Source organism: Flavobacterium sp. LMO8 (assembly GCF_009495755.1).
Taxonomy (GTDB): Bacteria; Bacteroidota; Bacteroidia; order Flavobacteriales; family Flavobacteriaceae; genus Flavobacterium.
Genome location: NZ_WIBJ01000031.1, coordinates 1 through 25,314, shown reverse-complemented (window position 1 = coordinate 25,314; position 25,314 = coordinate 1). Strand labels below are relative to the sequence as shown.

The window sequence follows — 25,314 nt, the reverse complement described above, 5'->3', positions numbered from 1 at the left end:
CTATTTTTATATAATATTTAAAACGTTATTCTGCTTTTTTAGCATATAAAGTTTCGATTTGTTTCTTTAACTCTGGAGTTGCTCCAACAATTGGATCATAAAGCTCTCCTTCTTTAACATTAATTTTTGCTGTTGCATTTATTGTATCAACTGCAACCTGCATATTTGGATAAAAATTTCTAAAAATCGCTTCTTTAGGGATGCTTAAATTTTTACCATTGAAGTCTATTTTAACACTATTGAATTTAACCTCTTTAAGTTCTTTAGTAGAACCTAAATCAAATCTTAAATTCATTGGGCTAACATCGTTTGGTAATTTGAAAACCAAATCTTGAGCCTCTTGACTTGCTTTAATAGCCACATTAATATATTGTTCAGCTGGATAATTTTCAGAACCGTCTTCGTTATAATAAATTTGAAATTCCGCATCCTTATCTACAACTGCATTAACGGTAATTGTAAACGGACTTGTTTCTTCTTTAACAATAGTTTCTGCTCCTACAGCTTTATCTTCTTTACAAGATGTAAATAAAACACTAAGTAATAATCCTGATAAAATAAATGCTTTCATTTTTTGATTTTATTTTTGTGCAAATATATAGTTTTTTACAATTCGAAAAATAATTTTTATTGTATTCTTTATATTTTCATAATTTTTTTAAAAAAATGTGCATCATCCATTTTGAGTTGAATAAAATAAATCCCATTTTGAAAACCACTTATGTCAATATTTTGATCAAAAGAATCTTTTTCTAAAAGAATTTTACCTGATGTATCAAATATTAAAATCTTTTTGATTGTTTTTTGACTGTTGTTTTCTATGTAAATTTTGTTGGTTGTTGGATTGGGATAGATTGAAATACTTTTCTCAAAATTAAAACCACTAGAATTTAAATTGGTTTCCCCTAATCTTAAAATTGACAAACCTGAACCATTCGTGGTCATTGGATTAAATGAATACCCTGCAATCAAAATTTTACCATCATCATGCAAATAAAAAACTGAAGATTGGTCATCAGAAACGAAATCGTTTGGAAAAAAATCATATACATAAGTTCCTGTCGAACTGAAAGACAAATCATTTGTACCATCAAAATTCTTTTTTGTAATAAAAAAATCTCTCTTACAATTTGTGGCTGTTGTAGGAGAACATCTTACGCTACCAGTATAATAGAGCTTATTGTTTTCGTCAACAAAATAATATGGCAGCGAAAAAGGTAATGACGAATACGCTATTTCTAAACTCTCGTCATTCAAATTAAACTTCCCTAGCCAATTATAAATTGTTGAAAAAGAGTATGCCTTTGTATAAGAAAAATATAAAACACCATTTTTAATTAATGTTTTAATTAAACCAAAAGTAGAAGAGTCAGTAGAACTTACAACTTCTATTTTTTTTACCCCATTAATTCCAAAACTTTGAATTAAATCACCATTTAAGTTAACTTTCAATAAAGCTAAATATTTTGCACCAATTACAGAACTTCCTGTCAATAGCAATTCATTATTTTGTGAAAAAATATTTATACCATTTGAATAATCATTAGCACTCAAAGGATATGTTTTATACCCATTGCTATCAAACATGATATCTAAATTCCCCACTACATTCATTTTAGATAAAAAAATTGAGTAATTTCTTGTTCCAATAGCATATATTTCACTTGATGGTGTAAAAACTATATCATTAATTGACTCTTCATTATGACCAAAATCAAAAACAACTTTTCCATTAGAACCAAATGTTGAATCAAGAACACCTGTTGTAGATAATTTTACAATAAATCCATTCTTATTAGAATTTGAATTAATTATTAACTGGCCATATACATAAATAGAACCATTATGTAATTTGGCTCCTTTAATTTTATAATTTTCGCTTGTATTATTAAAAGTTAAAACGCCATTTAAACCAAATCCAATATTACTTGTGCCATTGTAATTGTAACTACAAACTATATTCTCACTCAACACAAAAAAATACTTGTCATCTTGAAAAAAAATCTCTATAGGATTTTTTGAAATAGCTGTATTTATGACAACGCCATTATTTCCAAATGAAACATCTGCTGAAAAATTTTGAGCATTTAACTTAAAAAAAGTACTCAAAAAAATAATTGTAAATAAAAATTGTTTCATAATTATGGTTTAGCAACAAGATGAATTTTACTTGACAATACAAAGTTAAATTTAATATATTGATATTCAATCAAATATTAAGAAAACTATTTCTGAATTTATTTTCAATAAAATCGAAATATTGTTTGGCATTTGGAGTGCTAATATTCTTCCTAGAACTCAATTGCAATAACAAAACAACAAGTGTTACTGAAAACAATTGTAAAATAATTCCCAAAATGATCAATGTCAAACTTGATGCCCAACCAGGAATCGCATTATCGGTAAATAATTTTTGGTATAAAATATATAAAACAGAAATGGAACAAATTCCAATTCCATACAATGAAAATCTTAAAATACGAATAGATAAAAAATCAAAATAAACCGAAATTGAACTTAATCCGTAAACTATTAAACTATTAAAATTCATTTTAGAAACACCTTTATAGCGTTTACCTCTGTCTAGTAAAACTTTTTCAAAAGGAATTTTAGATTGAATGATTCCACCTGAATAATGGTTCCAAATGTTGTTTTGATGGACTACTTTTGAAAGTAATTTTTTTGGAATTACACTGAAATTTCCAAAGCTTATCTTTTGTCCCGTTAGGAAATAGAATAAGTATTTATAAAAGAAATAACCCACTTTAAAAAATGTAGATTCTTGACGTTTTTTACGTTGGGCGAAAATGATTTTCTTTTCTTGTTCTTGTTCTGCTTTGTTGATTAAATCCTTAATGTCTTGAGGTTTGTCTTCTCCGTCACTATCCATTACCACAACAAAATCATAATCGGACACTTCATTGTAAATATATTGCAACCCAACTGCAATAGCTCTTTGATGTCCAATGTTAATTTTTAAATTTAAAACTGTTGCAGAGATGTTCTTGTAATCAAAATCTTCAGGTAAATCTTCGGTAGAACCATCATTTACTGCTAACACAAAAAAATTGTAAGTACTTAGATTTTGTTTCAGTTGATGAATCTCTTGAATCAAAATAGCAAAGCTTTCCCAATCGTTATAAATGGGTGTTAAGCAATAAATGTTTTTCTTTAAATTCATTTTTAGTATATTACTCTTCCTCTAAACACTTCTTCAACATTAACAAGTGGTGGTATGTTTTCTAAAATCACATTTCCTGTGGCAAAAATAGTTCCCTCAATTTTTTGAATTGGGAAAACCATCATATCATTAGAGCCTCTATGATACACTTTTATGTTCTCGGCTTGTAAGTTTTCACCATAAAAACGACCATCTCCAAAGTAAAAATTCAATAACATTTCCTCGCAATGTCCATTGATATAAAAGTTAGAAATGTTGTTGCTTTCAACTACTAATTGTCCATTGTCAACATCGATATAAAAATTACCAATTCCTGCACTATCACCATCATCACCTATTGAAAATAAACGAATAATTGGCGAGTGTAATATACCTTCTGACTGTATTTTTTGTTCCGTTTTACAATACAATTCTAATTCTTGTATTAGTGGTAAAATCGAACCATCTGGTACCGTAACATAAACCACTGTTTGTCCGTAATCTCTAGTAATATTACACGTTGAATTATCTCTAACAACAAGCATGTTGCCCACTAATTTAACTTCTATCTCATCAATAATATTTTCAGAAGTTTTTACTTTTACTTCATAATTTGGGCCTTCTTTTACAACTAATCCAACACCATCATAAACTTTAATTTTAGTAAAGTCCTCTATCGGAAACGTTTGTGTAATTTGATTCCCATTTCCTTTGAAACAATCTTCAGAAATGCCACAACTGGTTACCAAAACAAGGCAGCAAAAAGTAACTATATGTAAAACAAATTTTCTCATATTATAATCGTACACCAAGTGTAGCTTCAATAGCTTCAGCTCTTCCTCCATGGGTTTTTAAACCTACACCAGTAAAAATATTTTTATAAAGATAATATTTTATCCCAACTCTTTGATAGATATCAATTTCATAATCAAAAGGCTTGTAAACATAATATCCAAATTGTGTTTCGATAGACAGTTTGTTAATAAACAACTCATGTCCAACAAACAATCCGATTCGTTTATAATCGGTATCTGGATCGGCATAAGAATCATGATTCTCTGGAAAAGCCACCGATACAAATTTTATATAATCTTGTAAATATCGGGAAAAAAAAACATCTGTTCCCAGCTGTAGAGCGCTTTTTCTTCCAATTCGTTTATCGGCATACAAACCAATATGATAAAATTGACGTTGTCCCAAATGAGGAACTGGTCCTTCAGAAATTCCCGTTCTAAAAGCGATATTGTATTTTATTCTTTCTTTGTAAGTGTATTTTGATGGTAACGAATCAACTATAAATTCTTGCTTGTCGTTAAAATTATAATTCAATCCTACATTAAAAGCTATTGTGTTGATTCCACTGTTTGGTGCTTTGAATCTTCCGTTAGAAAAATGAGTCAGCATAAATCCGGCTTGAAAACCAATTTTATCAATAATGTTTTCCTTCTTATATTCCAATAAAAAGTAATTATTGTCCATTATCTTAGTTCCAAAAGCGTTGTTTTTATTGTTAGTTTCTTTGTCATAAGGATTTGAAGTCATACCAATTCCTTGCGAAATTCGAAACATTAACTGACGCTTAAAAAAATAAAAATTATAATGCACTCCAACCGCATGATTAACACCTAAATATTGGTTTTTGAAGTCTAAATAATGATACGAAACTCCATAATCAGGATAATTGTATACTTGTTGCCATTCTTTTTTTCCAAAAGTTTTCCAGTTGTAACTCAGTAAAAATCCGTCGGGATGACCAGTGATTAAATGACCAACATCATCCGTGTGTTTATAAATATTCCCTCTAAAAAGTTGCACATCAAAATAAGTTGATGCTTTTTCTTGTGAAAAGGATAAAAAGAAGGTAAAGCAAAAGAGTAAAATTATTTTTTTCATGAATTTACAATTGATTTATACAATTTGCTAAACTAGTTTGCCATTCGTTGATTTCAATATCAAATGTGTTTTTAATTTTTGTTTTATCCAAAACACTATACGCTGGTCTTTTGGCTGGCGTAGGATAGGCTGAAGTTGGAATAGGTTTTAAATCTATTGAAACTCCTTTTTGGCGAAATATTTCATTAGCAAAATCATACCAGGAACATTGCCCTTCGTTACTGAAATTATAAATTCCAAAACTTGAAACTTGAAACTTGAAACTTGAAACTATGATAACTATCAAAACCTCAGCTAAATCAATAGCATTTGTTGGCGTTCCAATTTGGTCTGCAACAACAGAAAGACTATCACGTTCCGATGCCAATCGTAGCATGGTTTTCATAAAGTTGTTTCCAAATTGAGAATATACCCAAGAAGTTCTAATGATAAAATGTTTTTCCCAATTCGCCTTAATCGCTTGTTCTCCTTGCAATTTTGTTAAACCATACACACCACTTGGAAAAGGTACATCGGTTTCTGTAAGTCCTAAATTACTTTTTAAAGGCAATCTAAGTTCTCTATCATAATAGGCAATTCCATCTGAAAAATAAGCATCAAATACAAAATCAGTAGAAATATGAATTAAAATTGTATTGAACTTCTTGCTGGTAATCGCTAAGTTTTCTGCTCCATTTGCATTGATATCAAAAGCTTTTGCTGGTTCACTTTCAGCTTTGTCAACTGCTGTATAAGCCGCTGTATTAATGCAAAAATGTGGTTGATAGTTTGAAAAAACAGCTTGACAATTTTCTAAATTAGTAATATCTAATTCAGACGAAGAACAAAACACAAAATCTATTTCTTTGTAGTTTTTAGAAATAGATTGAATGGCTTGTCCTAATTGTCCGTTTGCTCCTGTTACCAATACTACCATACTTTTTTAGCATTTTGTAGATTCGGTAATACTTTGTCTTTATCTGAAATTATCAAATCTTGGACAGAAAAATTCCAATCGATATTTATTGTTTCGTCATTATATAGCAATCCACCTTCGCTTTCCTTATTGTAAAAATTATCACATTTGTAAAAAAAAGTTGCTGATTCACTTAAAACTAAAAAACCATGAGCAAAACCCCTTGGTATAAAAAACTGTGTTCGATTTTCTGCCGAAAGCAAAACAGCTTCATATTGACCAAATGTTGCTGATTCAGGTCGTAAATCTACTGCAACATCTAAAACTTCACCATCAAGAACACGAACTAACTTTGCTTGCGCATGTTCATTACATTGATAATGCAATCCGCGCAAAACGCCTTTAGTTGAAAACGATTGATTGTCTTGTACAAAAGTTACTTTTTGCCCAACACCTTCTTGAAAAGTCTTTTCGTTGAAACTTTCCATGAAGTAACCGCGTTCGTCTTTTATTATTTTTGGTTCCAGGATAAAACATCCTTTAAGTTTGGTTTCTGTAAATTTCAATTTCAATTTCAATTTCAATTTCAAAATTCAACTTCAATAACTTGACCCGAGGCTATGCCGAACAGAACGAAGTTAAACATTAAACTTGAAACATTAAACAAATATTTTTAAACTAAGCTCATTAAATGTTTTCCGTAACCACTTTTCAATAGCGGTTCTGCTAATTTTTTTAATTGATCAGCATTGATGAAACCCATTTTGTAAGCCGCTTCTTCAATAGCTCCAATTTTTAATCCTTGACGTTCTTCTATCACTTGTACAAACTGTCCGGCCTGCATTAACGATTGAAATGTTCCAGTGTCTAACCACGCAGTTCCTCTATCTAAAATGGAAACTTTTAAATTTCCTTGCTCTAAATAGGCTTTGTTGATATCAGTGATTTCTAATTCTCCGCGCGGACTTGGTTTAATATTTGCTGCTATTTCAACTACTTGATTATCGTAAAAATAAATTCCCGGAACCGCAAAATTTGATTTTGGTTGCGCTGGTTTTTCTTCAATAGATAAAACTTTTCCAGCGCCATCAAATTCAACTACACCATAACGTTCAGGATCGTGAACATGATAAGCGTAAACAATTCCTCCGTTTGGATTGCTGTTTTCTTGTAATAATTCAGCTAAACCTGTACCGTAGAAAATATTATCTCCAAGTATTAAAGCTACTTTATCGTTTCCAATAAATTCTTTTCCGATAATAAAAGCTTCGGCTAAACCATTTGGATGTTCTTGAACTGCGTATTCAAATTTACAACCTAATGATTTTCCATCGCCTAATAATTGACGAAATAAAGGTAAATCGTGCGGTGTTGAAATAATCAAAATTTCACTGATTCCTGCCCACATCAAAGTAGATAATGGATAGTAAATCATCGGTTTATCATAAATAGGCATTAATTGTTTGCTTACCGCTAATGTTAACGGATGCAAACGTGTGCCTGAACCTCCAGCTAATATAATTCCTTTCATACTTTTTTGTTTGTTTTGTTTAAAGTTTCAGGTTGGGTGAGCTTGAAACAAAAATAACTTTAAACTTGAAACTTTTTCAAATACCATTCAATGGTTTTCTTGATTCCTGATTCAAAATTTTCATCGGCTTTCCAGCCTAATTCATTCTCGATTTTTGTTGCATCAATGGCGTAACGCAAATCGTGTCCTGGTCTGTCTTTTACAAATGTAATTTGATCTTGATATTTTCCTTCTGACTTTGGTTGTAATTCATTCAAAATCGAACAAACCATATCTACGATATATAAATTATTGCGTTCGTTTCTTCCACCAATATTATAGGTTTCACCTGCTTTTCCAATTTTGAACGCTAACTCAATTCCTTTACAATGATCTAAAACGTATAACCAATCGCGTACGTTTTTTCCATCACCATAAATCGGAATATTTTCGCCTTGTATCGCTTTACGAATGATGGTTGGAATTAACTTTTCGTCATGTTGTTTTGGACCGTAATTATTAGAACAATTGGTCGTTACCACATTCATTCCATAGGTATGAAAATAACTTCTCACAATCATATCCGAACCTGCTTTTGAGGCTGAATAAGGACTGTTTGGTGCGTAAGGAGTGGTTTCTTCGAATAAACCGGTTTCACCCAATGTTCCATATACCTCATCGGTTGAAACGTGGTGAAAACGGGAATTTTCAAATCCAACATTGTATAGATTAGGTGCTGACATCCAAAATTTTCTGGCTGTGTCTAATAAATTAAATGTTCCTAAAACATTGGTTTTAATAAACGCTTCTGGACCTGAAATTGAGTTATCCACATGGCTTTCTGCCGCAAAGTGAATCACATCGTGAAATTGATATTTTTGGAACAAATCTTCAACAAAATTTCTATCGCAAATATCGCCTTGTACAAACGTATATCTTGGATGATTTTCAACTTCTGAAACATTTTCTAAATTTCCAGCATAGGTAAGTAAATCTAAATTTACTAAATGATATTCTGTATTATTATCGATGAAGTAGGGAACAAAATTAGCTCCTATAAATCCAGCACCGCCTGTAACTAATATATATTTCATTACCCTTTAATTCTTGCTAATTGTTTTTTGTACAAATTATTAAATGTAAAAGCTACAAAATATAAAAACACAAATAAGAAAGGTAAAAGAAGCTTCATTTTATTATTAAATCCTTTTGTATTAAGATTGTTCAAAGAAACATTAATTACTTTAATAATTTGTTCGTATTCTCCTTTATTCAGTTTTAAATTTTGAGACTCTTTAATTAATTCATCTTTCTTGTTAATCAATGTTGTAATACTACTATTTTCAGAAATAGTTACATTACTTGAGCTTTTAGCATCAGATAATTTAACAATTAAGCCGTCTATTTGATTGACTAATGAATCATTAAATTTGATTTTTTCATCTATATTCTCTTGATGAATTACTTGTTGCTTTTGATAGAATGTATTTTCTTGATAATATTTTAAAATAGGGTCGATGATTTCTTTTTGATTTATTTTTTCAGAAGTAGCCACAGTGATATTATGCGAATAATAGTTTTTACTAGTTAAATCGTCTTTTATAATTTCTGTTAAATTTCCATCTTCAGCCATTAATTTTAGTAATTCGAAATTTTGTTCGTTAGAACCAATAAAACTAAAAACCCCATTGATAGCTTCCGCTTTAATATTGGAAATTTTTTGGTGGTTCTTTACACCAATTGATTTAAAAAAAGCCGCATCATTTTCTTTTAAACGCGATTGTAAAAATGCGGTTTTGGTATACAAATAATCATTACTCCCAAAGTTAGGAATCACCGAAATCTCTTGATTATAAGAAAGATCTTTGTCTAAGAAAAAACCTAATACTATACCTAAAACAAAAAGGCCGCCAATAATTACTAGCTTCTTTTTTACAAAGAATATAAAATCGAAGAAAGAATTAATTATTCCATTCAAAAGGTTTTTAATTCCGGTTCCGATTTGTCCTAAATCGATTTCTTGGTCTTGAGAATTTGTACTCATTTACACTTATTTTACGTTAAAGATTTGTTCTAATATTTTTATCGTAATTAAATACGTAGGTTTTACTCCTGTGGTTCCTAATCCACCCGATGCTAACGTGCTTCCTGTTTCTAATGGGTTATCCGAAGCATAATAAGCATATCTAACTTTTACATCAGGATTTATACTTTTTCTAATTTTAGATGCCGATTGAATCGCTTTTTGATAATAAGCACCTTCCATTTCTAAACCAATTGCTTCCCAAGTAGATTCGTGGAAAAACTTTAATAAATCTCTATTTTGAAGTGACGTTCCTAAAACCGTAATCATTGGACCTTCAAAAACTGGTATTTCATTTCCATCAAACATAGCTTTGGTTAACTCGTTTTCAAACGGATAATTATCGGCTGTTCCTTCATTTACGTGCGCTGTTGGAATCATAATATCGCCTTTTCCACCTTCTAAAATTCCGGCTTTACCCATTATAGAAACCGATTCCACGTTTAAGAAAATTTTACTTTTCTTGTCTGTTTTATAGGGTTTCAACAATTCGTCAATGGTTTCAAAAGCTTGCTCACCAAACGCATAATCCATTACAATAATAACTGGTTTTTCTTTGGCTAACTTCGCTTCAGCAAAAATGGTTTTCTTAAAATCAATTTTAGCGGTATCAAAAATTTGAACGTCGATATTGGTTCCTGATGCATCTGGCAACGAAATCATTCCTTGTTGTAACGCTAATTCTTCTACTTTCTTGCGTAATTCTTTACTTGCCGAACTACTTAAATCTTCAAATATCTGAAATTCAGGTGTGTTTTTATATTTTTTTCCTAAAACAGGTTCCGCAAAAATTGAATTCATTACACTGTGCATATTCGCACTTATGATGTGGATAGGTCTTTCAATTAAGTCGTTTTTAAGCAAAACATCTTTAATAGTAGTTGCCCAAATATCCCCATAAATATGGTGCCCTAATCTTTCTCTCAAAATTGGACTAAACGTAATCGTTCTTTTGTTATTATCGACTACTTCTTCGATCGCTAATTTTCCTAACCAATATACTACGTGTAAGAATCTATCTGGCGCTTCAGCTGTAGCGAAATCATCATAAATATCTTGTACTTCGGCAAAAGTTCTTCCTAAAACATTAGCTGCGTGAGAAATCGCTTTTTCGCGGTCAATCAAGCTTAATTTTTTAGTTTGTTTTACCGCTAATTCTAATTTTTGCCAATCGCGAGAAACCGAACCTTCATCATCAATTAAAACTCTATCTTTAATTTTGTGTGATTCGATGAAAATAAAGGTCAAATGTGTTAAAATATCGTAGATGTCTGAACGACCGCGTGTGATTTCCACATTCATTTGTTCGTCGTCGATACGATAACAATTTCTTCTTCTTTTTGGTGGAACAATGGCTTTAAAGTGCGAATTCGAATAGCCTTCATCTGAAGTTAAATTGATGTAACGGCATTCTTCAATTCCAATTGGTAAACGTTCAATTACGTATAAAAGTCCGTTTAATTCTACCTTTTCTTCGGCAATAGAACCGTAAATTTCTGGTCGAAGCGCTAATAAAGCTTCTCTTAAAGTTTCTCCTGAAACACCCATTGGTTTATAAAAACCTCTGTTAAATAAATGTCTCATGGTAATGTACAGTCGTTCAATAGCTGCTGACGACTCTTGCGCTCTTGAGCGCGAAATGTTTTTAATGTCCTTCATTAATATTTTGTTTTTCTAACCTGCAAAGTTACGATTTTTATTTTAGTTAGATAATATCAGATTTATTGAGGGTTCATTTATACTGATTTTCTCAGAATTATTTCCCAATTGTTTGCTCCATTTTCCGTAAGCATAGGTATAAAAAAAGTCTCTTTCAACATAATTATACAATACATACGGTTGGTATTTTATGCCTGTTTTATTGCTTTCGATTAATAACTTTTCATACGCTACAAACATGCCTTTTTCCGGAAAAACCAAATCAAATTGCGAAATGTTAAAACGGTGTTTGATAACGCCTTTTTTTAGCGTTACGATGTAATCTTTGTTCAATAATTCTTCTCCAGGAAATCCGTTTTCATCAACGCTGTAAAAGTGAAGTTTTATAGTGGTGTTGTCTATTCTACTATCGGTAAAAATAGTGACCTCTTTTATAAACTTTGTTTTACTGTACGAAGATTGATAAGGAAAAAACTTCGCTTCGATTTTTGGTCCATTATCAAATGATTGAAAAATCGCGTTTTCAACGTCCCCAATTTCAACTTTTTTTGTTTGCTTTTTATTCAATATGACCACTTCTTTTAAGTCATAAGCCATAGGTTTCAAATGAACAACGGAAATTTCAGAGCCTTTTAGTATTTTTCTTTCATAACCCAAAACCGAAACCACAATGTTTTTTCCTTTTGAAGCCTCTAAAAAAAACGTTCCATCCGCTTCCGAAGTAGTTCCAATCGTTTCATTCTCCACCCAAATATTCACAAACGGAATCGGTTCGCCCGAAATACTGTCATTGACTACACCGCGAATTTGTGCTGAAAGGGAAAAAGAAATAAAAAATAAAACTACAAACTTGTACATTAAAATATAATATTTGAAACTTTGTCAAGCTGAACTTGTTTCAGCTTCTTATCTTAGATTCTGAAACGAGTTCAGAATGACAAAACAGTTATTTAATTGTTCTCAAAAAACTGAGCAATTTTTCTATCGTTGCTTAATCTTGGTAATTTATTTTGTCCACCTAATTTGCCTATCGATTTCATGTACTCTTGGAAACCCTTTTTTGGAACACTTTTAATGACTAACGTCCGCAACACATGTCCTACAATCAAATCATCGTAATACACGTTTTGCTTGCGCATGGCGGCATCAATTTTTAGCGCAAATTCTTCTAAATTATCGGGTTCATTTTCGAATTCGATAAACCATTCGTGATAAGGCAATCCTTCGGTTGGATTTATTTGTGGGGCGACTGTGAATTCGTTTACACGAACATCAGTTTCTTCCATTGCTTCTTTTAGCGCCGATTCTACTTCTTTTCCAATAACGTGTTCGCCAAAAGCAGAGATGTAATGTTTGATTCTTCCCGAAACGATTACACGATACGGTTTTAAACTTGTAAACTGAATCGTATCGCCAATATTGTAAGCCCAAAGTCCAGCGTTCGTTGAAATGATTAAAACGTAATTAACGCCTAATTCTACTTCGCCAATGGTATAACGCTTTGGATTTTCGGTAAAAAATTCCTCTGCTTTTATGAATTCGTAGAAAATTCCAGAATTTAATAGCAATAGCATTCCTTTGTCTTTCTGCGAATCTTGGTAGGCAAAAAATCCTTCAGAAGCTGGAAATAATTCAATTGAATCGACTTTTCTTCCAATTAAATTTTCGAATTTCGCACGATAAGGTTCGTAATTTACACCGCCATAAATGAACAAATTGAAGTTTTTGAAGATTTCGCCAACAGGTTTTCCTGCTTTTGCTGCCAATTTCTCAAAATACATTTGCACCCAAGACGGAATGCCTGAAATCACCGACATGTCTTCATTGATGGTTTCTTCAACAATAGCATTGACTTTGGTTTCCCAATCTTCGATGCAATTGGTTTCCCAACTTGGCATGCGATTTTTTTGTAAATATTTCGGAACAAAATGCGCCACAATTCCTGATAATCTTCCCAATTTTATGCCGTTTTTTTCTTCCAAAAGTGGACTTCCTTGCAAGAAAATCATTTTACCTTTTACAAATTCTGCTTTTCCAGTTTCGTGAATGTAACTTAAAATTGCATTCCGAGCTGCTTGAATATGAAACGGCATTGATTCTTTTGTCAATGGGATATACTTCGCACCCGAAGTAGTTCCAGAAGTTTTAGCAAAATAAAGCGGTTTTCCTTTCCAAAGTACATTTTCTTCGCCTTTTACTACTTTATCAACATAGTGTTTTAATCCTTCGTAATCGCGAACTGGGACTTTTTGAGCAAAATCGGAATAACTTTTTATCGAACCAAAATCGTGGTCTTTTCCAAATTGCGTTTGTGCCGCTTCTTTAATTAAGGCTTCAAAAACTTGTTGTTGGGTTTCAATAGGATTATTGGCCCATTTTTGAGTTTTAGCGTGAATTCTTTTTGCAAATAATTTTGCTGCAAAAGCTTTTACTGACATGTTAATTGAAATTGATAAACTGCGTTGGGTCTATTGGGAAACCATCTTTCCATAATTCAAAATGAAGTGTTGCACCCGAATTTTGTACATTATTTGCATTTCCAGCAAGAGCAATAACTTCACCCGATCGTACTATATTTCCTTGCGATTTTGTTAGCGAAGCCGCATTTTTATAGACCGATAAAATATCATCTTTATGGCGAATAATTACTACATATCCTGAACTTGGCGTCCAATCGGAAAAAATGATGGTTCCTGCTCCAACGGCTTTTATTGGTGTATTGTTAGTTAAAGCAATTTTAACTGCTAAATGTTTATTGGCTACATTATATTTTTGTAAAATAGCACCTTGAGCAGGAGGAAATAATACAAAACTAACTTTAGGTTTTGAAGTTTCAAATACATTGTATTTATCTTCTTTAATAACTTGATCTCTTAATTCTTGCTCTTTTTCTGTTGGTGAAAGTCCAGAAACATCTATATCAGAAATATTTAAAGCTTTAATAGAATCTTTGTTCAACTTTGCATATTCTAAATCACCAGTTAGTACTTTTTTTATGGAAGCGATATAAACATTGTTGATTTTTACTGATTTTTCAAGAGAGTCTGATTTTATAGCCATTTCCAAAGCATCTTGTTTTAATTTTGAAGAAGCATAACCCGGAATATATTCGCGTAAAGGTGTAAATGCAATAATATAAGTAGTTACAAAAATGATTAAAATAGCGCCAATTGTTCCCACAACAAAGACATTCATTAAGTTTAATTTTAATGAAAAAGTTTCTTCAAAAGTATCTTCGTTAAGAATAACTAATCTTCTTTTGTTGTATAACTTTTTAAGAAGTAATTGTCGTTTTAGCTTTTTGTTAGCCATTTATTGCATTAATTTATATCACAAATATACTAAATACAACGTGTTTGTAAATTGAAAGCTGATAATAAATCGTTAAAAAATAATGAATTGGTAATTTCTTTATATCTTTGTACTTTAAAATATTAAAATCATGAATACATTAGCTATATCTTTGGGGATTGTTGGAGTTCCACAAATAATCTTAATTGCGGTAATCGTTTTATTACTTTTTGGAGGAAAAAAAATTCCAGAATTAATGAAAGGAATTGGAAGCGGAATTAAAGAATTTAAAAACGCAGCCAAAGATGATCAACCAGCAAATTCTAAAAAAGAAGAAGAGACCAAAGAATAATTGCTGTTTTATTACCGAATAAATATTTAAAAAGCCTCAAGAATTAATACTTTCTTGAGGCTTTTTTTAATTTTACACCTATAAATGTAGATTTTTGTGAAATATTTAATTACTTTTAAATAAAATTAGTGTTTTATAACTATTTTGATAATTATGTTTAACCCTTTATATTCTAATTAATATCTTATGAAATGTCTTAATTGTGATTTTGAAACCTCTGGTAGTTTTTGTCAAAATTGTGGTCAAAAAACAAGTACAACTCGGTTTTCTTTTAAACAAATTTTTAAAAATGATATCGCTAGTAAATATTATTCTTTTATGAATAATGGTATCTTTTTTACTTTAAAAGAATTAGCAACAAGACCTGGACATTCAATAAAAGAATACCTTCTTGGTAAAAGAGCAAGCCATATGAATTATATGAGTCTTTTTGTTTTATTATCAGGATTAGGTATTTTATTAGATGGTTATTCTAAGGTTTCTCTCGCAACTATTATTTCAACTAATAAAGAAGAGCAAAGTTTAATAAGTAATTATTTTAATTTTGTTAGAGATAATCCTAAAACATTTATTTTTATCACAATACCAATTATTGCATTTTTTACCTTTCAATTTTATAAAAAAAGCAAATTTAATTATTCGGAACACCTAATCTTAAATATTTACAAAGCATCTGCTTTATTAATAATTAGTAAATTAATTGTTTTATTTTCTATTATAACTTCAAATATTAGTTTTTTAAAAGTAATTAACCAAATTGTAGATTATGGAATAATTGCTTATTCTTTCTGGTTTTTATATCAATTTTTTTATGATGAAAATTTGTATTCTAAAGCAGGTATTATCACAAGAACTATTTTATCTGTTGTTTTAGGAATGTTATTTTCTAGTATTTTTATGTTTATTTATTGGTTTATAACTGTTATGATATTAAAACTTTAGTAATTTAAATTCAATATGGAAAACACAAATCAAAACGAAAACATTCAAACAAATGATGCTTCGATTAAAAGTTATTTAGAGTGGTCTGATAAAGCAAAAAATGGTATTCCTAGATATATACTTGGGTTAATACTTATGTTTTTTTTGTTTTTTGTTGTTTCGGGTTTTTTAATAATTCCTATTGCAATTATGTATCCAAATTACAATGATTCAATTGTTTCAAGAAATTTGGTTTTGTTATCTTGTTTTATTTTATCTTTTTTATTTATTCCATTAATCACACAATGGATTCACAAAAGACCTTCTTGGTCTGTGGCAATGCCAAAACTGCATTTTGACTTTAAAAATTTATTTTGGGGATTTTTTATTTCAACTATTGTAGGTATTGTTGTTACTTATATTTTTCAACTATTTGGTGTATTAAATGTGAATTATGTTGGGATTAATGTGGAATCATTTTTACCTCTTTTAATTGTTGGTAGCATTGGATTATTTGTTCAAACTTCTGCAGAAGAATTACTTTTTAGAGGATATTTAACACAATTTCTTAGAAGAATTACTAAACATCCTATCGTTTATATAACTATTACAGCTGTTATGTTTTCGATACCACATTTAACCAATATTGAGCAATTTGGAGGGAAAATAACCACTCTTTTACCTTATTTTATATCTGGATTATTATACGGATGGGTTGCATATAAAACAGGTTCATTATGGATGTCGATTGGGTTACATTGGAATAACAATTTATTTGGTATGCTATTTATTGGTGTAAATGGAGACAAAATTGAAACGGTTGCCCCTTTTATTTTAGATATGCCTTCTATTGAAATGGTAACCATATTAACTTTATTACAATCATTAATAATTGCATTTTTTGCTTATAAATATTTTAGACTTAAATAGAATTAATTATAAAGATTAAACTTTTTCAAAAATCTTTCCTTAAAGAGTTTATTAAAGAATTAAAAATAAATTCCAAATTCTAATTTAGAATTTGGAATTTTTGCTTTTATAATATCATCGTCAGTTGAATCCTCTTTCTAGCTTCGTCTACCTCAACAACTTTTACTTGCACATGTTGATGCATTTTTACGACTTCGTTTACATCGGAAACATAACCTTCTTTAAGTTGGGAAATGTGCACTAAACCACTTTCTTTGATTCCCACATCAACAAAACAACCAAAAGCGGTAATGTTATTTACGATTCCAGGTAAAATCATACCAACACGTAAATCTTTTATCGTTTTTACATTTGGATCGAATTCAAAAATTTTAGCCCCTTTTCTTGGGTCTAAACCTGGTTTTTCTAACTCTTTTAAAATGTCTTTCAACGTTAAAATTCCGATTTCAGCTGTGATATAATTCTCTGGCTTTATTTGAGCGATTTTTTCTTTATTGGCGATTAATTCATTGGTTTGAATGCCTAAATCTTTTGCCATTTTTTCCACAATAGGATACGCTTCTGGATGTACTGCCGAATTATCTAATGGATTTTTCCCATCGCGAATTCTAATGAAAGCTGCGGCTTGTTGGTACGCTTTTTCGCCTAAACGCGGTACTTTTTTCAATTGTTTTCTATCTTCAAAAGGTCCGTTTTCTGAACGATAAGTAACGATGTTTTCTGCCATTTTTTCACCAATTCCAGAAACATAACTCAATAACGATTTACTTGCGGTATTGATGTTAATCCCCACTGAATTCACACAACTCATTACAGTGCTATCCAATGCAGATTGCAATTTCGTTTGATCTACATCGTGTTGATATTGTCCAACACCGATCGATTTTGGATCGATTTTTACCAATTCTGCCAATGGATCGGAAAGTCGTCTTCCTATCGAAACCGAACCACGAACCGTTACATCATAATTTGAAAATTCTTCACGTGCAATTTTACTTGCAGAATACACCGATGCGCCCGCTTCTGAAACCACAAAAACCTGAACAGGTTTGTCAAAAGCAATTTTTTTAATGAAAAATTCCGTTTCACGAGAAGCGGTTCCGTTTCCAATAGAAATGGCTTCAATATTATACGCATTCACCATCGAACGAATTTTCTTCATCGCCATCGCGGTATCGTTTTGAGGTGCGTGTGGATAAATGGTTTCGTTATTTAGTAAATCTCCTTTTTCATCCAAACACACGACTTTACAACCCGTTCTATAACCTGGATCGATAGCTAAAATTCGTTTTTCACCTAATGGTGGAGCTAACAACAACTGACGTAAATTTTCGGAAAATACATCAATCGCTTTAATATCCGCTTTTGCTTTGGCTTCTTGCAAGGTTTCGTTTGAAATAGCTGGTTCTAACAAACGTTTATAACTGTCTTTAATGGCCAATTCTAAATGAGAAGTTGCATCAGAATTTTTATTTTTAATGATATTTTCTTCGATAAAATCTAAGGCTTCTTCTTTTTCAATCGCTACATTTAGTTTGACAAAACCTTCCGCTTCAGCACGCAACATAGCTAATAAACGATGTGATGGTGCTTTTGAAATCGGTTCGTTCCAATCAAAATATTGGGAAAATTTTTGAGCCGCTTCGTCATCCTTTTTAGTTTTAACGACTTTGGTTGTGATTTCGGCTTTTCGTTGAAATAGGCGACGTAAATTTTTACGAATAAAGATGTTTTCGTTAATCCATTCGGCAATAATATCGCGTGCGCCTTGTAAGGCTTCGTCTTCGTTTTTAACGTTTGCATTCAAATATTTCGAAGCTAAAAACTCAATATCATCATTTTTTTGAGACATTATTATTTTTGCTAAAGGCTCTAATCCGTTTTCACGAGCTACATCAGCTTTGGTTTTTTTCTTCTTTTTGTAAGGCAAATAGAAATCCTCCAATTCTTGTAAATAAAAACTGTTTTCAATTTTTGATTTCAATTCAGGTGTAAGTGCATTTTGTTCTTCAATCGATTTTAGAATGCTTTCTTTTCGCTTGATGATTTCGTCAAATTGCTTGTTTAATTTCGAAATGGCTTCAATTTGTACCTCATCTAAATTGCCGGTTTGATCTTTTCGGTATCGCGAAATAAATGGAATCGTACAATCTTCTGAAAGTAATTGTAAAGTAGCTTCAATGCTTTTTGGAGCAATATTGGTTTGGTTTTGTATGAATTGAATGTGGGTCATTATGTAATAAAATCTAAATAGTTTTGTTTGTTAATTACTTCAAAAGTAGCTTCTGGATAAGCTTTTGCAAAGGCAGTAGGAATTTTTGATTTTTTATTTTCGTTCCATTTGAATTCGTATCCTGCAATTTCATCAGCTTCGGTTTCTAACCAATCTAATTCTTGTTGGTCATAGGTTCTCCAAAAATAATTCTGTTTGAACATTTTATGATATTCTTGTTTTTTCATTCGTTCCGAAGCAATATAATTTTCCCATAAATCACCAACATCGGTTCGATTTTGTAAGTTATTGAAATTATTGATAATCGCATTTCTAATTCCGTTATCGTAAAAATACCATCGCGAAGATTTTGTAATTTCTTTACGTAGATTTCTCGAAAATCCTTCAATTTTAAACACAATAAATACTTTAGAAAGTAAATCTAAATAGCGTTCTACTGTATTTTTCGACATGTTTAATTGATTTCCTAACTCCTGTAACGAAACCTCTTTACCAACTTGAAACGCAATCAAACGAAGTAAATCATAAATTTTGTCCGAGTTTTTAATTCCATCGAAAATTAAAATATCTTTTAATAAATACGAATTAACGATTTCTTTTAAATAATCCTTTTTTTCGTACCAGGATTCGTGATGTGTTAACTCTGGATAACCGCCATAAATCAAGCGTTCCTCTAAATTTTCTGTAGTTTGTTTATAATTTTCAAACTGTGAAAATTCTATTTGAGCAAGTGGAAACAAAAATAACGTGTTTTTTCTTCCCACTAAAGGTTCACCTAATTTATTAGCTAAATCAAACATAGACGAACCAGTTGCTATCACTTTTATTCCTTCGATAGAATCGACAATTAATTTTAATATTTGACCAATTTCGGGAATATTTTGCGCTTCATCAATCACTAAAATTGAAATATCTTGAAGTAATTTAGAATAATTAGCAATGCTTCTTTCTTCTAGCAATCGCGCATCGTTACTATCTTCTCCATTTAACTGCAATACCTTTTCGTTAGTGGCTTGCAAATATTTTTTAATTAATTGTGTTTTTCCCACACGTCTTGCGCCTAATAAAATTAATACTTTATTAGGTTTGAGTTTGGAATGAAAATCATCTAAAACAGCTCTTTTGTAATAATTCATGATACTTTTGTATTTGAATTGAAGTACAAATATAATAAAAAAATGTAAATTCCGTCAATCAACTGACTGAATTAATATAAATTCCGTCAATCAACTGACTGAATTAATACAAATTCCGTCAGTTGATTAATCTTGAACGATAAAATCTTTTGGGTCTTCTTTTTTAAATTCGGGTTGAATAGTGATATGATTGATGCCAAATTTTTCAAATAAAACCAATTCAATTCGTTGTAAAATATCATCAAATTGTGTTAGAGTAAAATCTTTTGGGCAATCTAAATGCGCTTCTAAATGAATTTCTTCTTCGTTCAAATGCCATACATGTATATGATGTAATTTTCCAGCTCCTGAAACTTTATGAACTTCTCTAACAATTTCTTTAATATCAATATGTTCTGGAGTAAAAAGCATTAACATTTTTGTTGCTTTTTTTAGTAAATCATAACCTACCGCAATTAAATAAATAGCAATTAAAATAGTCATTACACTATCTACCCAAAACCAGCCGTAAAATTTCATTAATAAACCACCTACCAAAACAGCAACAGAAGCCATCATATCAGTTAACAAATGTAAATAAGCAGATTTCATATTCAAATTATGGTCGGCATCTTTTTTTAATAAAAGTACCGATAACCCATTTACAGCAATACCAAGAGCAGCTAACCAAATTACAAGATTTGATTGAATTTCATGAGGATGAAAAAATCGTTCAACTGCTCCATAGATAAGAATAAAAGCAACGATAATTAGAGTAGCAGCATTTACAAAAGCAGCAATAAGTTCAGCTCTTTTTAAACCAAAAGTTTGATCAATTGACGCTTTTCTTCTGGATAACTTATGAGCCACTAAACTAAAAATCAATGAAAGTACATCAGAAAAATTATGTAAAGCATCAGAAATTAATGCTAAACTTCCAGAAACTATTCCGCCCACAATTTGAGCAATCGTAATAAGTAAATTAAGTAAAATAGAATACACTAAATTTTTACCTTTTACTTCATGCTTTTCTATGTGAACATGGTTGTGGTTCATTTAAAATTATTTACAAGCGATTTTATTTACGCGATTACCATGTCTTCCGCCTTCAAAAGGAGTATTTAAAAAAGTATCTACCATTTCTATAGCTTGCTGGATTGAAGTATAACGAGCTGGAATACTAATAATGTTCGCATCATTATGCTGACGCGCTAAAGCGGCAATTTCTTTTGTCCAACATAAAGCCGCACGAATATCTTGGTGTTTGTTAGCAGTCATGGCAATTCCGTTTCCTGAACCGCAGATTACAATTCCTAAATCTGCTTTTTTACTTTCTACATCGTAGGCTACTGGATGACCAAAATCAGGATAATCTACACTATCAAAAGTATCGGTTCCGTGATTAAAAATGGTGTGTCCTTTTTCTTCTAAATATTGAACAATAGCTTTTTTATAATCTGGACCAGCGTGGTCGTTTCCAATTGAAATTTTCATAAGTTGTTGTGTGTTTTGTATATGCAAAAATACTAAAGATAAAGGACTAATAATAATATGGTTTTGATTTTGATATTTTTTTAAACAAATCCTTTAAAATCAATGAATTATATAAGAAAGTAAACTAAAAATTAAACTTTGTTAATTCTTTTTTACAAATCCTTGATAATCAGTTAACTTTAAATTAACAACTTATGTTAACAACTTTGAATAGAAAATAAGAAGTTTTTTTTTGATGTTGATTAAAAAATTGTAATCCAAAACCATTATCAAAATTCCTAATTTAGTTTCACGATTTTTTAGAAAAGTTATCAATAGAAAAAAATCAGTTTTCAACAGAAATCAATAATTGAAGTTATTTACAAAACTAATATAAAATCAAATTTCAACAACTGTTGATAACTACAAAAGAAAGAATTTAGAAGGTCTTATTTTCAGTTCTTTACTAAATTTAAGAATTGTTAATTACGTTGTATAAGTAACGATAACTTTTAAAAACTACTTCTGTAAAAAAACTTATTCCACATATTAACACGCTATAATAACCATCATAAATTTAAATTTAATTAAAAATATTTTTTGTTGTATTTAATAAATGTTGAAAACTTTCAGCTTTTAAAAAATTAAACAATTTTTAAATGATCGTCTTCATTTAGTTTTTTTAGAATTTCTTTTACCGTTGCTTCATCGTTTGGATGTACTTTTAATTTGATTCCACCGTAAGCAATTGTAGCTAATGGATCTATTCCAACGATAGTTTCGTTTTCAAAAAAGTAAGCAATTCCTTCTTGCTCTAATAAATTTTTAATAATTAAAGTTTCATGTTGGTAGTTAAAAATAGCAACGGTTATAAAGTTTTCCATGTGATGAAATAAAAAAGGATTCACAATAAGTAAATCCTAGTTTTTTATTAAATAATTAATTTTTCTTTTTTATTATCGATAAGTATCTTTTTTACTTTATCAACATTTTGTTCTTCAACTTTCAAAGTAATGTTTCCAAAACCAATACTTTGCAATGGATCAACCGATACTACAGTTTCATCTTGAATAATGTATGGAATTTTTTTTCGTTCCAATACACTTCTTAATTTCATGGTTTCTTTCTGGTTGTTAAAAATAGCAACTACTACAAAATCATTCATATCTTTTACATTTTTCGTTAAGTAACAAATATACGAAAAGTTATTTTTTCATTAAAACTGAGCCTCTCTTACCAATTACTTATAACAATTTCGTAACTTTCAGCAATAATTGAAAATGATACAATGAGTAAGAAACCAAAAAAATTAGGAAATAAACCAAAAGATTTTACTGCACAAATATTTAAAATACTTTCAAGAGAACCTTCTAAATCTTTTAATTACAAGCAAATAGCTGCTGTTTTAGAGTTAAACGATACCAAAAGCCGAAACGAAATAATTAGAGATTTAAAAATACTTAAAGCACAAGATAAAATTCACGAAACTGAAATTGGAAAATATCAAATTATTTCCAAAGCCGAATATTACGAAGGAGTTATTGATATGACTTCTCGTAAAACAGGATATTTTGTCTGTGACGAATTAGAAGACGATGTTTTTGTTCCGTTTATTAACTTAAATCATGCTTTAGATGGTGATAAAGTGAAAGCTTATATTTACAATAGAAGAAGTTCTCGTAAACCAGAAGCAGAAGTTTTAGAAATTTTAGAACGTAAAAAATCAGAATTTGTTGGTGTTATCGATGTGCAAAAAAACTTTGCTTTCGTAACCACTGCTAATGCTAAAATGTATACCGATATTTTTATTCCAAAAAATAAAATTGGTGATGCAGAACACGGTGATGTTGTTTTAGTAACCTTAGAAGATTGGCCTAAAAAAGCCGATTCTCCTTTTGGTTCGGTAATAAAAGTATTAGGAAAACCAGGCGAACACAATACAGAAATTCATGCAATTTTAGCTGAATATGGTTTACCTTATGATTTTCCAATTGAAGTGGAAGCGTATGCAAATAAAATAGATACTTCAATCACTGAAGAAGAAATTAAAAAACGTCGCGATATGCGTGATGTTTTAACCTTTACGATTGATCCAAAAGATGCTAAAGATTTTGATGATGCGTTATCGTTTCAAGTTTTAGAAAATGGAAATTACGAAATCGGAGTTCATATTGCCGATGTTTCACATTATCTTCAAGAAGGAACTATTTTAGATGATGAAGCTTATAAAAGAGCTACTTCGGTTTATTTAGTAGATAGAGTGGTTCCAATGTTACCTGAAGTGTTATCCAACTTTGCTTGTTCACTTCGTCCTCATGAAGAAAAATATACATTTTCAGCTGTTTTTCAATTGAATAATAAAGCAGAAGTATTAGATGCATGGTTTGGAAGAACAGTAACGTATTCTGATCAACGTTTTGCGTATGAAGAAGCACAAAGTATCATAGAAACAAAATCAGACGTTATTCCAGCCGAAATTTCATTAACTGGAAACGAATATATTGTTCCAAAACCAATTGTAGATGCTACTCTTAAAATGGATGATTTGGCTAAAATTCTTAGAAGAAAAAGAATGGCAGCTGGCGCAATTTCGTTTGATAAAGTAGAAGTAAAATTCAATTTGAATGAAGAAGCAGAACCAATTGGAGTTTATTTCAAACAAAGTAAAGATGCGAATCATTTGATTGAAGAATTCATGTTGTTAGCGAACAGAAAAGTAGCCGAATTCATTGGGAAACAAAAGAAAACTTTCATTTATAGAATTCACGATGAACCTAATGAAGATAAATTAATCAATCTTCAAACCGTGATTGCTAAGTTTGGATATTCGATAAATTTCCGTTCTAAAAAAGATATTTCAAGTTCATTGAATAATTTACTTTCAGAAGTTGTGGGTAAAAAAGAACAAAATTTGGTTGATACACTTACAATTAGAAGTATGAGTAAGGCAGCTTATTCAACTGAAAATATTGGTCATTACGGATTAGCATTTGATTATTATAGTCATTTTACATCACCAATTCGTCGTTATCCAGATGTTATGGCACACCGTTTGTTACAATTTTACATAGACGGCGGAAAAAGTGTAAGTGAAGAAGAATACGAAGAAAAATGTGTGCACTCTTCACAAATGGAAGGTTTAGCGGCTCAAGCCGAACGCGATTCTGTGAAATACATGCAAGTAAAATACATGCAAGATCATAAAGACGAAGAGTTTTTAGGTGTCATTTCTGGTGTAACCGAATGGGGAATTTATGTAGAAATCATCGAAAATAAATGTGAAGGAATGGTTAGAATTCGTGAAATTAGAGATGATTATTACACTTTTGATGACAAACAATATGCTTTAGTGGGTGAAGTTTCTAAAAATATTTTACAATTAGGAGACGAAATTTACGTTAAAGTAAAAAATGCCGATTTAGTGAAGAAACAATTGGATTTTCATTATTTGAGAAAGAGAGAGTAATTTTTAGTGATTAGTGAAAAGTAATTAAGTGATTAGTTAATCACAAAGTTGTCATTTCGACGTAAGGAGAAACGTTAGTTCAGTGAAACTAGATCTCATAATAATATGAAAGTAATCGAATTTATAAAAAGGAATATTTCAGTTTTTAGTGTTTTAGGAATTATATTAGTTTTCATTTTTTTTAAGATTTACTTTTTCTATGAAAAGAAAGGAACTCAACAAGATATTATTTTAGTTTATAATATTTTATTGATTCCATTATCACTTTTTACTTTTATACTTGATTTATTATTTAAAATTATAATTAAAAATAGAATCATAATGAACATAATA

General features: G+C 30.4%; 24 protein-coding genes. 4 read left to right on the top strand and 20 right to left on the bottom strand.

All coding sequences use genetic code 11. The annotated features are described in order from the left end of the window. Window positions 1-25: 25 nt before the first annotated feature. The 14 genes from GFJ94_RS07960 to GFJ94_RS07895 form a co-directional block, all read right to left on the bottom strand. Entirely contained in the window at window positions 26-571 is a 546-nt protein-coding gene (locus tag GFJ94_RS07960; protein ID WP_153201025.1) for a hypothetical protein, read from the bottom strand. Window positions 572-639: 68 nt separating this feature from the next. Next, window positions 640-2,139 carry a T9SS type A sorting domain-containing protein gene (locus tag GFJ94_RS07955; RefSeq protein WP_153201024.1) on the bottom strand — a complete coding sequence of 500 codons (1,500 nt, stop codon included), beginning with the start codon at window positions 2,137-2,139 and terminating at the stop codon, window positions 640-642. Between the two features lie 70 nt (window positions 2,140-2,209). Continuing rightward, window positions 2,210-3,181 carry a glycosyltransferase gene (locus GFJ94_RS07950; protein ID WP_153201023.1) on the bottom strand — a complete coding sequence of 324 codons (972 nt, stop codon included), beginning with the start codon at window positions 3,179-3,181 and terminating at the stop codon, window positions 2,210-2,212. Window positions 3,182-3,183: 2 nt separating this feature from the next. Beyond that, window positions 3,184-3,954, bottom strand: a complete 771-nt coding sequence (locus GFJ94_RS07945) for a head GIN domain-containing protein (protein WP_162523827.1) — start codon at window positions 3,952-3,954, stop codon at window positions 3,184-3,186. A gap of 1 nt (window position 3,955) precedes the next feature. Further along, window positions 3,956-5,053, bottom strand: a complete 1,098-nt coding sequence (locus GFJ94_RS07940) for an acyloxyacyl hydrolase (protein ID WP_153201021.1) — start codon at window positions 5,051-5,053, stop codon at window positions 3,956-3,958. Between the two features lie 4 nt (window positions 5,054-5,057). Next, the gene (gene rfbD / locus GFJ94_RS07935) at window positions 5,058-5,969 is read right to left on the bottom strand and encodes a dTDP-4-dehydrorhamnose reductase (protein WP_153201020.1); all 912 of its coding nucleotides are present in this window, start codon (window positions 5,967-5,969) and stop codon (window positions 5,058-5,060) included. Continuing rightward, entirely contained in the window at window positions 5,963-6,514 is a 552-nt protein-coding gene (rfbC, locus tag GFJ94_RS07930; protein WP_153201019.1) for a dTDP-4-dehydrorhamnose 3,5-epimerase, read from the bottom strand. The genes rfbD and rfbC overlap by 7 nt, the downstream gene beginning before the upstream one ends. Before the next feature lie 107 nt (window positions 6,515-6,621). Continuing rightward, on the bottom strand, window positions 6,622-7,479 hold the full coding sequence (rfbA, locus tag GFJ94_RS07925) for a glucose-1-phosphate thymidylyltransferase RfbA (protein WP_153201018.1): 858 nt from the start codon (window positions 7,477-7,479) through the stop codon (window positions 6,622-6,624). Between the two features lie 59 nt (window positions 7,480-7,538). Then, entirely contained in the window at window positions 7,539-8,552 is a 1,014-nt protein-coding gene (rfbB, locus tag GFJ94_RS07920; protein ID WP_153201017.1) for a dTDP-glucose 4,6-dehydratase, read from the bottom strand. Further along, window positions 8,552-9,502 (bottom strand): hypothetical protein, encoded by a 951-nt coding sequence (locus GFJ94_RS07915; protein ID WP_153201016.1) that lies wholly within the window; start codon window positions 9,500-9,502, stop codon window positions 8,552-8,554. The genes rfbB and GFJ94_RS07915 overlap by 1 nt, the downstream gene beginning before the upstream one ends. A 6-nt stretch (window positions 9,503-9,508) precedes the next feature. Beyond that, complete coding sequence (locus tag GFJ94_RS07910) at window positions 9,509-11,200, bottom strand: hypothetical protein (RefSeq protein ID WP_153201015.1); 1,692 nt, start codon at window positions 11,198-11,200, stop codon at window positions 9,509-9,511. A 42-nt stretch (window positions 11,201-11,242) separates the two neighbouring features. Beyond that, window positions 11,243-12,058 (bottom strand): carboxypeptidase-like regulatory domain-containing protein, encoded by an 816-nt coding sequence (locus tag GFJ94_RS07905; protein WP_153201014.1) that lies wholly within the window; start codon window positions 12,056-12,058, stop codon window positions 11,243-11,245. Window positions 12,059-12,150: 92 nt separating this feature from the next. Further along, window positions 12,151-13,638: a GH3 auxin-responsive promoter family protein gene (locus GFJ94_RS07900; protein WP_153201013.1), complete on the bottom strand. Its 1,488-nt coding sequence runs from the start codon at window positions 13,636-13,638 to the stop codon at window positions 12,151-12,153. Window position 13,639: 1 nt separating this feature from the next. Continuing rightward, entirely contained in the window at window positions 13,640-14,512 is an 873-nt protein-coding gene (locus tag GFJ94_RS07895) for a murein hydrolase activator EnvC (RefSeq protein ID WP_153201012.1), read from the bottom strand. 130 nt (window positions 14,513-14,642) lie between these two features. On the opposite strand from GFJ94_RS07895, the gene GFJ94_RS07890 reads away from it, so the two are divergent. The 3 genes from GFJ94_RS07890 (at window position 14,643) to GFJ94_RS07880 (ending at window position 16,694) form a co-directional block, all read left to right on the top strand. After that, a complete protein-coding gene (locus GFJ94_RS07890) occupies window positions 14,643-14,843 on the top strand; it encodes a twin-arginine translocase TatA/TatE family subunit (protein WP_153201011.1) in 201 nt (66 codons plus the stop codon). Between the two features lie 318 nt (window positions 14,844-15,161). Next, on the top strand, window positions 15,162-15,785 hold the full coding sequence (locus tag GFJ94_RS07885) for a DUF3667 domain-containing protein (protein WP_162523826.1): 624 nt from the start codon (window positions 15,162-15,164) through the stop codon (window positions 15,783-15,785). 15 nt (window positions 15,786-15,800) lie between these two features. After that, the gene (locus GFJ94_RS07880) at window positions 15,801-16,694 is read left to right on the top strand and encodes a CPBP family intramembrane glutamic endopeptidase (RefSeq protein ID WP_153201009.1); all 894 of its coding nucleotides are present in this window, start codon (window positions 15,801-15,803) and stop codon (window positions 16,692-16,694) included. A 106-nt stretch (window positions 16,695-16,800) separates the two neighbouring features. On the opposite strand, the gene GFJ94_RS07875 is transcribed toward GFJ94_RS07880, so the two are convergent. The 6 genes from GFJ94_RS07875 to GFJ94_RS07850 all read right to left on the bottom strand — a co-directional run bounded on the left by GFJ94_RS07875 (window position 16,801) and on the right by GFJ94_RS07850 (window position 22,680). Beyond that, window positions 16,801-18,927: a Tex family protein gene (locus tag GFJ94_RS07875; RefSeq protein ID WP_153201008.1), complete on the bottom strand. Its 2,127-nt coding sequence runs from the start codon at window positions 18,925-18,927 to the stop codon at window positions 16,801-16,803. Next, window positions 18,927-20,063, bottom strand: a complete 1,137-nt coding sequence (locus tag GFJ94_RS07870; RefSeq protein WP_153201007.1) for an ATP-binding protein — start codon at window positions 20,061-20,063, stop codon at window positions 18,927-18,929. Before GFJ94_RS07870 ends, GFJ94_RS07875 begins: the two co-directional genes overlap by 1 nt. A gap of 126 nt (window positions 20,064-20,189) precedes the next feature. After that, on the bottom strand, window positions 20,190-21,098 hold the full coding sequence (locus GFJ94_RS07865; RefSeq protein WP_153201006.1) for a cation diffusion facilitator family transporter: 909 nt from the start codon (window positions 21,096-21,098) through the stop codon (window positions 20,190-20,192). Between the two features lie 6 nt (window positions 21,099-21,104). After that, the gene (gene rpiB / locus GFJ94_RS07860) at window positions 21,105-21,536 is read right to left on the bottom strand and encodes a ribose 5-phosphate isomerase B (protein WP_153201005.1); all 432 of its coding nucleotides are present in this window, start codon (window positions 21,534-21,536) and stop codon (window positions 21,105-21,107) included. 623 nt (window positions 21,537-22,159) lie between these two features. Then, complete coding sequence (locus GFJ94_RS07855; protein ID WP_153201004.1) at window positions 22,160-22,399, bottom strand: DUF2007 domain-containing protein; 240 nt, start codon at window positions 22,397-22,399, stop codon at window positions 22,160-22,162. A 47-nt stretch (window positions 22,400-22,446) separates the two neighbouring features. Further along, window positions 22,447-22,680 (bottom strand): DUF2007 domain-containing protein, encoded by a 234-nt coding sequence (locus tag GFJ94_RS07850; RefSeq protein WP_153201003.1) that lies wholly within the window; start codon window positions 22,678-22,680, stop codon window positions 22,447-22,449. Between the two features lie 123 nt (window positions 22,681-22,803). Between GFJ94_RS07850 and rnr the strand changes: the two genes are divergently transcribed. Continuing rightward, window positions 22,804-24,981: a ribonuclease R gene (gene rnr / locus GFJ94_RS07845; RefSeq protein ID WP_153201002.1), complete on the top strand. Its 2,178-nt coding sequence runs from the start codon at window positions 22,804-22,806 to the stop codon at window positions 24,979-24,981. Window positions 24,982-25,314 lie beyond the last annotated feature (333 nt).